The organism is Prochlorococcus marinus CUG1417 (assembly GCF_017695975.1).
GTDB lineage: Bacteria > Cyanobacteriota > Cyanobacteriia > PCC-6307 > Cyanobiaceae > Prochlorococcus_A > Prochlorococcus_A marinus_AG.
In genome coordinates this window covers 252,107-267,058 of record NZ_JAAORN010000001.1, presented here as the reverse complement: position 1 = coordinate 267,058, position 14,952 = coordinate 252,107, and the positions used below count along the sequence as shown (strand labels likewise).

Sequence of the window (14,952 nt, the reverse complement as noted above, 5' to 3'; positions counted from 1 at the left end):
TAAGTAAACTTTCCCATAATGTCACCATTAGCTTTAGTAAGTGTCTCTGATAAAAAAAATATCATCCCATTTTGTAAGGAATTGGTAGAGCAATTTAATTATAAAATTCTATCAAGTGGAGGAACTGCCAAACATCTTATAGAAGGAAAAATTCCAGTTATTAAAGTTGCAGATTTTACTAATTCTCCAGAAATTCTTGGAGGAAGAGTTAAAACTTTACATCCCAAAATACACGGTGGAATATTAGCTAAAAGAACTGATGAGGAACATAAAAAAGATATAGAAGCTAATAATCTTGAGTTAATTGACTTAGTAGTAGTCAATTTATATCCGTTTAAAAAAACTGTAGATCAGGAGGCAAAATGGGAAGATGCTATTGAAAATATCGATATCGGAGGACCATCTATGATTCGTTCTGCGGCTAAAAATCATAAATACGTTTCCGTTTTAGTAGATCCTAGTCAGTATCAAACTTTTCTTGAAGAAAGTAAAAAAGGTGAATTAAAGGAATCATACAAAGCGAAATTAGCCCTTGAAGCTTTTCAACATACAGCAGACTATGATACTGCAATATCTAATTGGATAAGAAAAGAAAGAGGTTTACAATCTTCCAAATATATTGAATCCTATCCACTAATCAAAACCTTAAGGTATGGTGAGAATCCCCATCAAAAAGCATTTTGGTATGGTTTGAGTAACATTGGATGGAACTCAGCAGAACAATTACAAGGTAAAGACTTAAGTTATAACAATCTATTAGATCTAGAGTCGGCACTTGCAACAGTTTTAGAATTTGGCTACGCAGAAAAAGATGTTCTTACAAACAATATGTTTGCATCTGTCATTCTAAAACACAATAATCCATGTGGTGCCTCTATAAGTAATTCAGCTTCTCAAGCATTTTTGAATGCTTTGGAATGCGACTCAACTAGTGCATTTGGAGGAATAGTTGCTTTTAATTCAAATGTTGATAGTAAGACCGCAATTCACCTCAAAGATATTTTCCTAGAGTGCGTCGTCGCTCCATCTTTTGACGAGGAAGCTTTAGAAATTTTAAAAGTTAAAAAGAATTTGAGAATTTTAAAGTTTTCAAAAGATCGACTCCCAAAAAAGAATCAAACTTCTACTAAATCAATAATGGGTGGATTACTAGTTCAAGATACTGATGATAGTGAAGAAAAAACTGAAAATTGGATTTCAGTAACTAATAAAAATCCGAGTAATCAATTTAACTCAGATCTAAATTTTGCATGGAAAGTTTGTAAACACGTTAAATCTAATGCCATTGTTATTGCTAAAGACCAAAAAACTATTGGTATTGGAGCTGGACAAATGAATAGAGTTGGGGCAGCAAAAATTGCATTAAAAGCAGCTGGAAGTTTATGTTCTGATGCTGTTTTGGCTAGCGATGGATTTTTCCCATTTGCAGATACTGTAGAACTAGCAAATAAATATGGAATAAAAGCTATAATCCAACCAGGGGGAAGCCTAAGAGATCAAGAAAGCATTGATATGTGTAATTCGAAAGGAATTTCAATGGTATTTACCCAAAAAAGGCACTTTTTACACTAGGTTATGTTGATTTTGGATAATAGGTAATCTTATTAGTTTTTCTAAATAAAGATAGCCTGCCCGGACCTGCACACAGAAAGTAGAGAGAAATAGCACCATATATAAAAGACAATTCGAAAGCATAATTATGACCCTCAACCACAGCCAGAGGGAAACCTTCTAGTCCAGTATCGAGGAGATGAAAATAAACTGCAAATGCCATAGTGGAGAATAGACCAAGAGAAGAAAGCCTTGCAAAAATCCCTAAAGCCAACCCTACAGGGCATACCAATTGAGTAATTGCTGCTCCAAAAGTCCAAATAACAGGATCACCAGGCAAAAATGGAAAGTACTTACCGACTACAAATTCAGCAAAACCTTGCGGATCCTGAAGTTTCTCAAGGCCATGATGAATCATCAAAGCACAAAAACCTATTCTCAAAACAAAAATCGATAGTTCTCCAAGGATATTTACTTCTGAACCTGAAGATGAATTAGCAACTACAACTTCAACTTTCTGGGGGGCTTTATTTCTATTCATACTGGCTGTTTGAACATCATTAGTTGGCGTTTTGTCTTCCATACTTCAAAATTTTTTAATTATTCTAGTTAATAATGATGGTCTTTAGGAACTATCTGGATAATAAATTAAAGAAACTAAGCAAAGTTATTTATTAGATTCCAAATTTAGGAAGCTATATAAATTAACTTTTCTATTACATCCGCAACAACCTTATCAGGAGTAGATGCGCCTGAGGTGATTCCAACTTTAATATTTCCACTAGGTAAAAAGTTATTTTTTAATTCTAAATCTGATCCTAGTGGCTTATGTAATATTGAGTTTTTTTCAATTGATATCCTCTCTGGAGTATCTATGTGATATGAAGAGATATTCTTGTTAATTGCTATTTCTTGTAAGTGCGTAGTATTTGACGAATTGAAGCCTCCTATAACAACAAGAATATCAAGTTCTTCATCAACTAAAGAAAACATTGCATCTTGTCTTTCTTCAGTTGCATCGCAAATTGTATTAAATGCTAAAAAATGATTATTTAGGTTTTCTGGTCCAAATTTTTTTAACATCGTTCTCTCAAAAACTTTTCCAATTTCTTCGGTTTCGCTCTTAAGCATAGTTGTCTGATTAGCAACTCCAACTTTATCTAAATCCTTATCAGGATCAAATCCATCAGAACAAGCTTTAGCAAATTTATTCATAAATTCATTTCTAGTTCTTTTGCCAAGAATATATTCAGATACAAAATTTGCTTCTTCTAGATCTAATAAAACTAAATACTTTCCTGCAAATGAGCTAGTAGCAAGAGTCTCTTCATGCTTAAATTTTCCATGAATTATAGATGTGAAAACATGTTTTTTATGTTTCTCAACAGTATGCCAAACTTTTGAAACCCAAGGACAAGTTGTATCTATGATATGACATCCTTTCTCATGAAGGAGTTTCATTTCTTGAACAGTCGCTCCGAAAGCAGGAAGTATAACTACATCACCTTCAGAAACTAAAGAAAAATCTTTAATTCCGTTCTTAGCGGAAATAAATTTTACACTCATTTTTCTTAAATGATCATTAACTGAAGGGTTATGAATTATCTCATTTGTTATCCAAATATTCTCATTAGGGTAATGTCTTCTTGTTTCATAAGCCATAGCTACAGCTCTTTCAACTCCCCAACAAAAACCGAAGGCTTTAGCCAACTTAATATTTAGTCTACCTTTAGTGTAAGTAAAACCATTATCTCTAATAGAACTTATCAAATCACTTTGGTAAGCATCTTCTAACGCCTGAGCTCTTTTTGTTGGAGAATCGAAACCTCTTCTATTATATCTATCAGAATGATGAAGGGATCTTCTAAAAGCTTGAGTGTCCATTTAACTATATTACAACGTTTTAAATAATTTTTCGTAAAAAAAAAGAAACCTGACATAAGTCAGGTTTCTTAAATCAATTTTCAGTTAGATTATTTAGCAGATGCAAAGTCTGGATATGCTTCCATTCCATGCTCTCCTATATCTAAGCCTTGAGTCTCTTCCTCTTCAGATACTCGGATTCCACCGAATAATCCTCCAATTACAGACCAGGCAATCCAGCAAGTAACTAGTGTCCAAATAGCATAAGCTGCGGCACCAAGAGCTTGAACTAGAAGAAGGGTTATACCTCCACCATTGAACAATCCCATACCTGCTCCATCACCTTGTACAGCTGTACCCCAAAGACCGATAACTACAGTACCCCATACACCACAAACTCCGTGAACAGAGAATGCACCTACAGGATCATCAATCTCAGCGGCATCAAGTGCTGCGACAGAAAATACAACAATAATCCCACCTACTAGTCCTGCGAACCAGGCTCCAGCAAGAGTCATATCACCACAACCAGCAGTGATACTAACCAAACCAGCAAGGATTCCGTTAATTATCATTGTAAGATCAGGCTTACCAGAAGTTAATGTTGAAACAATAGTTGCACCAATAGCTCCAGCTGCTGCTGCCAAAGTAGTTGTTACAGCAACATATGGAACCCATTGATCCATAGCAAGTTGAGAACCGGGGTTAAATCCATACCAACCTATCCATAGGACTAATGCACCTAGAGTAGCTATGGCCATATTGTGTCCTGGCATAGCTTGTGGTTTCCCATCAGAGTATTTGCCAATTCTTGGTCCAAGAAGCATAGCTCCTACAAGACCTGCCCATGCTCCAACTGAGTGAACAATTGAAGAACCAGCGAAGTCAACAAAACCTAAGGAATCAAGCCAACCACCATTCCATTTCCAGCTACCAGCAATTGGATATATAAATGCAGTTAATACAACAGCAAATACAACAAATTCTCCAAATTTAACTCTTTCAGCAACAAGACCGGAAACGATAGTTGCCGCAGTTCCTGCGAATGCAGACTGGAACAAGAAATCAACAGTTGGGACTAATCCAGCGTCAGTAACCATATCAGCGGTAACTGTTGGATCAAAAAATAAGCCTCCAAAATAAAGCCATCCGTCAGCAACGCTTCCTCCGTACATTAATGAATAGCCGATAAACCAATAAGAAGTTACAGCTAGAGCAAATACAAAGAGGTTTTTAGCAAGGATGTTTACTGCGTTCTTAGAACGACACATACCTGCCTCAACCATAGCGAAACCGGCGTTCATGAAGATCACCAAAATAGTAGCGATCAAAAGCCATAAATTGTTAGCAAGAAAAGCTGCATTCAACTCAGGTAAATCAGCTGCATGAGCTGAAAGATTAAAAATACCTAAACCAAACAAAGCTAGGGGAACAGTTGCAAGCCACAACATAGAGCGGTTTGAACTAAATCCTCGAATACTCCTCAAAAGGAGCATAGGTCCATTAACAAGACTTGCATCTTGTAATTTGGACCTAGAGCGCCTTTGAGGCGTTTGCAAAGCAGTGGTCATAAAAAAAAATTAGATCTGCAAAAAAACAGTTTGTACTGTTTCCTTTCAAATTTAAATTTATTCAAAAAACTTATCAGTGTCTAGTAGTTGTTTATACCAATTTTATAGTTGCACCCCAAAACATTATTTGTTAGATTTGAAAATTATTTTTTTAGAATTTCAAATTATCAAGTTTTTTTAATTATTTTAAAGGTTTAATTCCATTCCATGTTACGTGATCTTTATGAAATACAAACGAACAAGGGATGGTAATCATGCCTGCTCTAGAAGATTCTCTAAAAAGCTTGCCATATATGGGATCTGCATCATCTCCAGTAGTAAAAAATTCTGCATCTTTTCTAGTTATACAAGGTACTAAAATGCTTTTACTTTCAGGAATCAGTTCTTTTAATTCTTTTAAGTGTTTTTGGCCTCTTTTCGTTACTGTATCTGGGAAAAGAGCTACATTTTCTTTAATCCAAGTCGTATTTTTTACTTCAATATAAATGTTACGTTTATCAGGATTTGAAGATTTTGTAGTCAAAAAAAAGTCAATTCTGCTTTTTTTATCTTTTCCATAGGGGATTTCTGATTTAATTGTCTCTATTTCTCCTATTATTTCGTTTAGCAAATTTTTCTCAATAACCTTTTTGATTAACTTATTTGCAAATAAAGTATTAATACCCACCCAAACCTCTTCATTTTTTGTATTTAATACACATATCTGTTCCAATGTAAAAGGTAATTTTCTTGTTGGAGAAGAGGAAACACTTATTCTTACTTTTGCTTCCTCACTCAAAAGACCCTTCATTGGGCCAGTGTTAGCACAATGAGCAGTTACTACCTTTCCGCTTTCTAATTTTATATCTGCAAGAAACCTTTTATACCTCTTGATTAAAACCCCTTCAATTAATGGATCAAATTCAATTATCCGATCATTCATAAATATGTCTTTAATTAAAAATCAAATATAATTGAAACTTCATCATCTTGAAAAATTTCAGATAAAGCTAAATGAATTCATTTTTAAAAAATAATGTTTTTTCGATTTCATTTGGTACTAGTCTTAGTAAATTAGCTGGATGCCTAAGACAAATCTTGATAGCTGCAGCTTTCGGGGTTGGGGTTACATACGACGCATTTAATTATGCCTATATAATTCCAGGTTTTTTGCTAATAATCATTGGAGGAATTAATGGCCCTTTACATAATGCAGTAGTTGCAGTTCTAACCCCTCTTGACAAAAAAAATGGAGGAATAGTTCTAACTCAAGTAAGTATAAAACTTTCAATATTATTATTATTTTTAGCTGTACTAGTTTATTTTAATTCCGGTTTATTAATTGAATTATTAGCCCCCAATATAAGTAACGCAGCTAAAGTTATTGCCACTTATCAATTAAAGATACTTACACCTTGTATCCCTTTATCTGGATTCATAGGTTTAAGCTTTGGCGCCTTAAATTCTCGAAGAAGATTCTTTTTATCAAGTATAAGTCCAGCCATAACAAGCTTATCTATTATTTTTTTTATTTTATTTTCTTTGAGTTTCAACCAAGAAAACACATCTTCAAATTTACTTGCCAAGACGGGATTACTTGCTTTTGCAACTTTAATAGGAACTTTTATTCAGTTTGTCATTCAAATTTGGGAAATAAATAAAATCGGCCTCTTGAGATTAGATTCATCTTTCAATTCATTTATAGATGAAGAGAGGAGGATTTTCAAACTTATTATTCCAGCATCTATCTCATCAGGTCTAAGTCAAATTAATGTTTTTATAGATATGTTTTTCGCTTCAAGTTTTCAAGGAGCAGCATCTGGACTGGCTTACGGAAACTTTCTTGTACAAGCCCCCTTAGGCATATTATCTAACTCTTTGATATTGCCATTACTTCCAAAATTCTCCAAATTGAGAAGTGATAAAGACGATAGAGGTCTCAAAAAAAAATTGATATCTGGAATAGAGTTGTGTTTCTTGACTTCTATTTTTTTAGCCGGATTTTTCATAACATTCAATAATCAAATCGTACAATTAGTTTTTCAAAGAGGATCTTTTGATTATTCAGCGGCCTCACAAGTAAAGAAAATATTAATTGCTTATGCAGTTGGCATACCTTTTTATCTATATAGAGATTTATTAGTAAGAACTTACTATTCAATAGAAAAAACAAACTTTCCTTTTAAGTCTTCATTTGCAGGGATAATATTTAACATTTTTTTTGATTGGTTTTTAATTGGTGGCCCAATTAAGAATTTTGGGAATCTTTCTCCATATAATTTTGGAGTTGTAGGAATAATTTTATCTTCAGTAATAGTCAACTTTATAGTTTGTATTTTGCTTTCTTTTAATCTGCGAAATGAAGATATCCATTTACCTAACTTGGATTTATTCAGGAAAATCAGTCTTATGTCATTAGCAGCTTTTATAGATAGCACATTTTGTTTTACTATTCTCAAAACTATGAATAACTCCAATTCAAATCTCGGAGAATTCTTATTATTAATATTTGGATCTCTAACTTTTTTTGTAATTTATTATTTACTTACAAAATATTTCAAAGTAAATAAATATTGAGTTTATAAAAAAGATTTAGTTTTCAAAAAAATTTTCCAAAATCTCCTCTAATTCTAGAATTTGTGAGGAAGTGATTAAATTAATAAGTGGAATACTCTTAACACCATCTCCTACTTTTACATTGATGGCTTTCAAACTTATTTTTGCAGCCTCTAATGGGCCTCGTTCTTTATTGCTTATACATTCAATGGCAAGATGTCTAGCTAGACCAGCATCTCCAAGATACAAATTCCACTTTTCTATCTTTATAAAAACCTTTTCTGAAATAATATTTTCTAGATCACTTATTCGTATTTGAGAGTTCATGAATATAAAATTGATTTAACTTGATTGTTTTGAAGTATCTTTAGGTTTTTTTATAATCACGAAAACCAAATGAGAGAACAAAAGAACTGACCAGAAAATTGCAAAATTATTAAAATAAATAATTTCATATTTAATTTCTTTTAAAAGCCATGTGCCACTTACAATCGCAGTGAATATCATACAGTGAATGACAAAATTTACTATTCGAGAAAAATGTTTGTAGATAGGATCTTCTAAATCACCATTTCCATACCACTTTATTGGCATATTAATAATAGATTGTTAACAATAGATATTTTACCCGAAATCTAGTTGACTAAGAGACCCTGCAACAGAGATATTACATAATTATGCGCCTGTAGCTCAGTGGATTAGAGCACCTGACTACGGATCAGGGTGTCGGGAGTTCGAATCTCTCCAGGCGCGTTTAAAATTCTGAAATATTCTTTTTATATTTTTCTAAAAATATCGTCTATATTATGAATATTACTTATCAAATTCAATGAATATCCTTCAAAATCTTAAAGAAAGTGATCCAGTAATATTTGATTTTATCCACTCAGAAAAAAATAGACAAGAAACTCATCTTGAGTTAATTGCAAGTGAAAATTTCGCATCAAATGCCGTCATGCAGGCTCAAGGTTCCGTCCTTACTAATAAATACGCCGAAGGATTACCCCAAAAAAGGTATTACGGGGGATGTGAATTTGTTGATGAAATTGAAGAATTAGCTATTCAGAGAGCGAAAAAATTATTTAATGCAAATTGGGCTAATGTTCAACCCCACAGTGGAGCTCAGGCGAATGCTGCTGTTTTCCTAAGTCTACTTAAACCTGGCGACACAATTATGGGGATGGATTTATCTCATGGTGGACACCTTACTCACGGATCTCCCGTAAACATGAGTGGTAAGTGGTTCAACGCAGTTCACTATGGTGTAAATAAGGAAACTAGTGAATTAAATTTTGATGAAATAAGAGAGTTAGCACTAGAAACAAAACCAAAATTGATCATATGCGGATATTCTGCTTATCCAAGAACAATCGATTTCGAATCTTTTAGAAATATTGCAGATGAAGTGGGTGCATTCTTAATGGCTGATATTGCTCATATCGCTGGTCTTGTAGCAAGTAAACTTCACCCAAATCCAATTCCTTATTGTGATGTAGTAACTACAACGACTCATAAAACATTAAGAGGCCCTAGAGGGGGTCTTATCTTGTGTAAAGATGCAGAATTTGGAAAGAAATTTGATAAAGCTGTTTTCCCTGGAACACAGGGTGGGCCCTTAGAACATATTATTGCCGCTAAAGCAGTTGCATTTGGCGAAGCTTTACAACCAGATTTCGTTAATTATTCCCAACAAGTAATAAAAAATGCCAAAGTTCTAGCTTCAACTTTAATAAATAGAGGTATCAATATCGTGAGCGGAGGCACTGATAACCATATTGTTTTACTCGATTTAAGAAGTATTAATATGACTGGTAAAATTGCTGATTTGCTCGTAAGCGAAGTGAATATTACTGCGAATAAAAATACTGTTCCATTTGACCCTGAATCACCTTTTGTGACCAGCGGACTTAGGCTTGGTACTGCCGCGTTAACTACTAGAGGCTTTAATGAGAATGCTTTTGCTGAGGTTGGCGAAATTATTGCTGATAGATTACTTAACCCAAACGATTCACAGATCGAAAGTCAATGTAAAGAAAGAGTATTATCATTATGTGATCGTTTTCCTCTTTATGAAGGCAAACTCGAAGCATCAATCAAATGAGTCCTAATTCCAGGGGAGTTGAAATTCTTTCTATTGGGACGGAGCTACTTTTAGGAAATATCATAAATACAAATGCTCAATGGATTTCCGTACAGTTGTCTCAATTAGGCCTGAACCACTTTAGGCAATCAACTGTAGGTGATAATTGTGATCGAATTATAAAAATAATTCAAGAAATATCAAAAAGAAGTAATCTTTTAATTACAACGGGTGGCTTGGGACCAACCCCAGATGACTTAACTACTGAAGCAATAGCCAAATCTTTTAATGTATCTCTTTTTGAAAGACCGCACTTATGGGATGAAATTAAACAAAAACTCTCAAACTCAAAGCTAAAGGACGATTCCTCTATCTTAAGGAAACAATGTTTCTTCCCAAAAAATGCTCAGATAATTAATAACCCTAGAGGCACTGCCCCGGGGATGATTTGGGAACCAATAAAAGGATTTACTATTCTTACTTTCCCAGGAGTACCCAGTGAAATGAAAACCATGTGGGAAGAGACGGCATATGATTTTGTTAAAACCAAATTCTCAGATAGTTATTCCTTTTTTTCAAATACTCTTAAATTTGCAGGCATTGGAGAATCTAGCGTTGCAGAAAAAATTAACGATCTATTACATCTTAAAAACCCAACTGTTGCTCCATATGCAAACTTAGGAGAAGTTAAACTCAGAATCACAGCGCGAGCAAAGAATGACCTAGAAGCAAAAAATATAATTAAACCTGTAAAAGAAAAATTAAAAAGAGACTTTTCGAAATTTATTTTTGGAGAGGATAATGATACTCTTCCTAGCGTTTTAATAAAAGAATTAACCAAGAGGAACCAAACTATTGTTTTTGCTGAATCCTGCACCGGAGGACTTCTATCTTCATCACTAACATCAATATCAGGCTCATCTCAAGTTTTTCAAGGTAGTATTGTTTCATATAGTAATGAGCTAAAAAATTCATTACTAAATATTTCGGAAGAAAAGCTTACAAAATATGGAGCTGTTTCTGAAGAAGTTTGTGAGGCCATGGCAATTAATGTAAAAGAAAAATTAGGAGCAGATTGGGCAATAGCAATTAGTGGAATAGCTGGTCCTAACGGAGGCAGTCAAGATAAACCGGTTGGACTTGTCTATATCTCAATTTCAGGACCGAATAATCATATATCGAATATAAAAAAACTATTCAATTCAACGCGAAATAGAATAGAAATTCAAACACTAAGTGTAAATGTGTGTTTGAACAGCCTCAGATTAATCCTATTATCAAATAGAGAGTAACTATTTTTAAAAATTGAGTCAAGATACCCTATTTGATAAAGTTTGGGATTTACATAAAGTTTCAAGTCTTCCTGGAGGATCTGATCAAATATTTATTGGTCTTCATCTTATTCATGAAGTTACGAGTCCTCAAGCATTTGGCGCTTTAAAAGACAAAAACTTAAAAGTAAAATTCCCTGAAAGAACCGTTGCCACTGTTGATCATATTGTTCCAACAGATAATCAAAGCAGGCCTTTTAAAGATAAGCTCGCTGAACAGATGATTGAAACACTTGAGAAGAATTGCAGAGAACATAAAATAAGATTTTTTAATATTGGTAGTGGTAATCAAGGAATAGTTCATGTAGTAGCACCAGAATTAGGGCTAACTCAGCCAGGAATGACAATCGCTTGTGGAGATTCACATACTTCAACTCATGGAGCTTTTGGTTCAATTGCTTTTGGGATAGGTACAAGCCAAGTAAGAGATGTTCTTGCTACACAAACCATAGCCATGAACAAGTTAAAGGTTAGGCAAATTTGGTGTGAGAATAAACTATCTAAAGGTGTTTATGCTAAGGATTTAGTTCTTCATATTATTAATAAACTAGGTGTAAAGGCTGGGGTGGGTTTTGCATATGAGTTCGGAGGGCCTGCGATCAACGCATTATCAATGGAAGAAAGAATGACCATATGCAATATGTCTATTGAGGGAGGAGCAAGATGCGGCTATATAAACCCTGATGAAAAGACCTTTAGTTATATAAAAAACAAATTATGCGCACCAAAAAATGAGGATTGGGGGAAAGCACTCACATGGTGGCAATCACTAAAAAGCGATGAAAATTCAATTTATGATGATGTAATTAAAATAGATGTTTCTAAAATAGAACCGACTGTTACCTGGGGTATTACTCCGGGACAAAGTGTAGGCATTAATCAACAGATCCCCCTTTTAGATGAATTATCCCCAAATGACAAATTAGTTGCTGAAGAGGCTTATGAATATATGAGTTTTAAGCCAGGACAATCAATAAAAGATGTTCCAGTAGAAGTTTGTTTCATAGGCAGTTGCACAAATGGGCGAATCAGTGACTTAAGAATTGCAGCTAAAGTGTTAAAAGACAAAAAAGTATCTAAGAATGTAAAAGCATTTGTAGTGCCTGGTTCAGAAAAAGTTGCCAAAGAAGCAAAACAAGAAGGTCTTGATCAGATATTTAAGGATTCTGGATTTCAATGGAGAGAACCAGGCTGCTCAATGTGTTTGGCAATGAATTCAGATAAGCTAATAGGTAATCAAGTTAGTGCTAGTTCTAGTAATAGAAATTTTAAGGGTAGACAAGGATCTTCCAGCGGGAGAACACTACTCATGAGTCCAGCAATGGTTGCTGCTGCTGCAATTAATGGCAAAGTCAGTGACGTTCGAGAATTTATCAACCAATGAAATCCAAGTATCTCCAACCAATTGGAAAAATTAAAAAAATAAACGGGCAATGTATTTCCTTGATTGGTAACGACATTGATACAGATCGAATAATTCCAGCGCGTTTCTTGAAGTGTGTTAACTTTGATTCATTGGGTGAATCTGTTTTTGAGGACGACAGAAAAACTTTAAAGGGAAGGCATCCTTTCGATCTAGAGGAAAACAAAAATGCCAATATACTAATTGTAAATAGCAATTTTGGGTGTGGTTCCAGCAGAGAACATGCCCCCCAAGCACTTATGAGATGGGGCATAAAAGCAATCATAGGAGAGAGTTTCGCCGATATTTTTTACGGCAACTGTATTGCAATTGGAATCCCATGTTTTACGCTGCCTAAAACATCCATAGAAGAAATACAAAACTATTGCGATAATCAATTTTTATTTTTAGAAATTGATCTGAACAATTCTTTAGCAAAATCAAAAGATTTTAATTTTAATCTTGAGATTAAGGAAAGCTCAAAAAAAATGTTTTTATCAGGGGAATGGGATGCAACTTCGACACTTCTTGAAAATGAAAATCTTATTGAAGAAAAATTAAATGATTTACCTTATTTAAAATTTAATACTCCAATATTGTAGCTATTTAAATCCAAAGAGATTAAATGAAACGCCTCCTGCTTGATTATGAGGTTGATAAAAAATACCAAATTCATAAGATCTTTTTTTCCAATTAACTAATATTTTAGAATCTATAAATTTTCCGTAGTCACTAGAATCACCATCTAAGTTTAATGTCCCATTACTCTCAAAAATTATTGGTCCAAAAATTTGTTGATCAAAACCAATATCTAAAGTCAATTTTTCAGATATTTGATCAAATTTAAATACACTTTCTCCATTTTTAAATTTATAAAAAGGAAAAATACTAATTCTTGTATAGTCAAAGGCTTTATCTTGGAAATTACCTAAAATTAATTCTGGACCAAAACCCAAACCAATATATTTTTGATGTTTTCCATCATCGTATAGGGAATATAATGCTGACATTCTTGTATTTAGGCTAAGTCCCTTTTGAATTGGCTCATAGATATACTCATATGAACTATCAATAGTTTTATTTTTAGGTTTATCAACACTTAATGGAATGTTTTTATCTAAAGAGTAAAACAAATTACCTTTTAGACTACCAACTAAGTTTTTACTAATTAACTCCTCTCCTTTTAAATGCGCTAAACCTAAAGACAAAACTTCAAAATTGGTAGTGCCATTTACTTCCCAAGTATGTTTCTTTTCTAATTTTGAACCATAACCTAAATAAATTTCAGCCTCCCCTAATGAACCATTCCATACTCTATCTCTATAAACTCCATAAAAACTTTTATCCCATTTATCATTTAAGAAATTAATTTCTTTCTTCAAAAGAGATTTTAATCTAAGTGCATCAGGAAATTTATTACTATCAAGAGAATTAATTTGATTATTTATTTCCAAATCCCAGCTATTAACCTCCCCTACTATTTGAGATTCAAACCCAAAATAGTCAGCCAATTCAGCACCTCTTTCTTTCTTTTCTCCAGTTATTGAATCGCCATCCTTTACAAAACTCTTTGTATATCCATTTAATGAACGTTGAATTAAAAATTGTGGTTCTAAATCAATAAAAAAATCATCAGCTAAATCTATAGAATTTAGTTTTCTTCCAATAAACAAACCATCTTTATCTAACTTGTCATAACCTAATGTCCAACTAGCTTTTGAATCAAGGTTGTTTTGTTCAGCTTTAGTAAGCTTTCTATTACCAAGCCAAAATGGGATTGAAATATTTTCATCTAAAACTAAATAGTTCAAAGAAGACCTAAATCTTAATTCATCTTTGAAAGAGCGAACTTCCAATGAATTAATCTCAATTTTTACTTGTTTAAATTGAAGGATATCATTAGAAAATATTGCTTTATCACTCTTCCACTTTTCCCCATCAATATTAATTTTTTCAGAGGAAAAAATCCAATTATTCACTTTATCAGGAGTATTTAAAACTACCTTTTTTTTAAAATTCAGTAAGTTTTGAAGCTTTTGAAAATCTGAATCATAAAAATTTTCTGATAAGTCAGTAATTAATTTATCAGAATTTATAGAGCCTTTTACGTCTAATAAATATCCTTTTTCATTTTTAAAATTGTATTCAAGTTTAGACATTTTGAATATTTGCTCACCAAAAAACAAAGTTATATTTCCTTCAGCACTAATTTTTTTATTTAGCTTTTCATAAATTAATTTATCAGCCCTAAGGAGTTTACCTTTGTATGAGACAGATACGTTACCCTCTGCAAATAGAACATTATTTATTTCAGACTGTTTATCTGATTGGATAACTACCTCATCTCGCTTTGTATTTAAGTCAGCTATAAGTTGCTCTGAATTTTCCTCTATAGGTTTTTTTTCTAAAGGAATTGTCTGAAAATAATTAATTAATAATGGATTTGATATATTTTTATTTTTAAGTGTTCTAGCCAGACTTAGAAGATTAGCTTCATTATTTTCAATTTCATTAATTTTATGAAATTCAGCAGATCTTGTTGTCTGTATGGAATTAATAAATAAAAGAAAAGAAACTATTAATTTTTTTGATATTCCTGAATTCAAAGTCAATCAAGTT

13 protein-coding genes and 1 tRNA gene are annotated in these 14,952 nt (G+C 33.1%); 7 read left to right on the top strand and 7 right to left on the bottom strand.

Features of this window, described 5'->3' with window-relative positions:
• Window positions 1-18: 18 nt before the first annotated feature.
• Window positions 19-1,572: a bifunctional phosphoribosylaminoimidazolecarboxamide formyltransferase/IMP cyclohydrolase gene (gene purH / locus HA140_RS01440; protein WP_209039434.1), complete on the top strand. Its 1,554-nt coding sequence runs from the start codon at window positions 19-21 to the stop codon at window positions 1,570-1,572.
• Between the two features lies 1 nt (window position 1,573).
• On the opposite strand, the gene HA140_RS01435 is transcribed toward purH, so the two are convergent.
• The 4 genes from HA140_RS01435 to sfsA all read right to left on the bottom strand — a co-directional run bounded on the left by HA140_RS01435 (window position 1,574) and on the right by sfsA (window position 5,907).
• Window positions 1,574-2,134, bottom strand: coding sequence for a DoxX family protein (locus HA140_RS01435; RefSeq protein ID WP_209039433.1), 561 nt, complete (start codon window positions 2,132-2,134; stop codon window positions 1,574-1,576).
• Window positions 2,135-2,238: 104 nt separating this feature from the next.
• Window positions 2,239-3,435 (bottom strand): 4-hydroxy-3-methylbut-2-enyl diphosphate reductase, encoded by a 1,197-nt coding sequence (locus HA140_RS01430; protein WP_209039432.1) that lies wholly within the window; start codon window positions 3,433-3,435, stop codon window positions 2,239-2,241.
• Window positions 3,436-3,524: 89 nt separating this feature from the next.
• Window positions 3,525-4,985 (bottom strand): ammonium transporter, encoded by a 1,461-nt coding sequence (locus HA140_RS01425; protein WP_011862304.1) that lies wholly within the window; start codon window positions 4,983-4,985, stop codon window positions 3,525-3,527.
• A gap of 181 nt (window positions 4,986-5,166) precedes the next feature.
• Window positions 5,167-5,907 carry a DNA/RNA nuclease SfsA gene (gene sfsA / locus HA140_RS01420; protein ID WP_209039431.1) on the bottom strand — a complete coding sequence of 247 codons (741 nt, stop codon included), beginning with the start codon at window positions 5,905-5,907 and terminating at the stop codon, window positions 5,167-5,169.
• Between the two features lie 71 nt (window positions 5,908-5,978).
• On the opposite strand from sfsA, the gene murJ reads away from it, so the two are divergent.
• On the top strand, window positions 5,979-7,541 hold the full coding sequence (murJ, locus tag HA140_RS01415) for a murein biosynthesis integral membrane protein MurJ (protein ID WP_209039430.1): 1,563 nt from the start codon (window positions 5,979-5,981) through the stop codon (window positions 7,539-7,541).
• Window positions 7,542-7,556: 15 nt separating this feature from the next.
• Here murJ and HA140_RS01410 read toward each other — a convergent pair whose 3' ends face one another.
• Window positions 7,557-7,847, bottom strand: a complete 291-nt coding sequence (locus HA140_RS01410) for a DUF3181 family protein (protein WP_209039429.1) — start codon at window positions 7,845-7,847, stop codon at window positions 7,557-7,559.
• Between the two features lie 15 nt (window positions 7,848-7,862).
• On the bottom strand, window positions 7,863-8,114 hold the full coding sequence (locus HA140_RS01405) for a hypothetical protein (protein WP_209039428.1): 252 nt from the start codon (window positions 8,112-8,114) through the stop codon (window positions 7,863-7,865).
• An 85-nt stretch (window positions 8,115-8,199) separates the two neighbouring features.
• On the opposite strand from HA140_RS01405, the gene HA140_RS01400 reads away from it, so the two are divergent.
• From HA140_RS01400 to leuD, 5 genes are all read left to right on the top strand, one after another.
• Window positions 8,200-8,273: transfer RNA gene (locus tag HA140_RS01400), tRNA-Arg, on the top strand.
• Between the two features lie 76 nt (window positions 8,274-8,349).
• Entirely contained in the window at window positions 8,350-9,621 is a 1,272-nt protein-coding gene (gene glyA / locus HA140_RS01395) for a serine hydroxymethyltransferase (RefSeq protein WP_209039427.1), read from the top strand.
• Window positions 9,618-10,892: a competence/damage-inducible protein A gene (locus tag HA140_RS01390; RefSeq protein ID WP_209039426.1), complete on the top strand. Its 1,275-nt coding sequence runs from the start codon at window positions 9,618-9,620 to the stop codon at window positions 10,890-10,892. The genes glyA and HA140_RS01390 overlap by 4 nt, the downstream gene beginning before the upstream one ends.
• A 13-nt stretch (window positions 10,893-10,905) precedes the next feature.
• Window positions 10,906-12,315, top strand: coding sequence for a 3-isopropylmalate dehydratase large subunit (gene leuC / locus HA140_RS01385; RefSeq protein WP_209039425.1), 1,410 nt, complete (start codon window positions 10,906-10,908; stop codon window positions 12,313-12,315).
• Entirely contained in the window at window positions 12,312-12,935 is a 624-nt protein-coding gene (gene leuD / locus HA140_RS01380; RefSeq protein ID WP_209039424.1) for a 3-isopropylmalate dehydratase small subunit, read from the top strand. The genes leuC and leuD overlap by 4 nt, the downstream gene beginning before the upstream one ends.
• Here leuD and HA140_RS01375 read toward each other — a convergent pair whose 3' ends face one another.
• Entirely contained in the window at window positions 12,936-14,945 is a 2,010-nt protein-coding gene (locus HA140_RS01375; protein WP_245156170.1) for a DUF3769 domain-containing protein, read from the bottom strand.
• Between the last annotated feature and the right edge of the window lie 7 nt (window positions 14,946-14,952).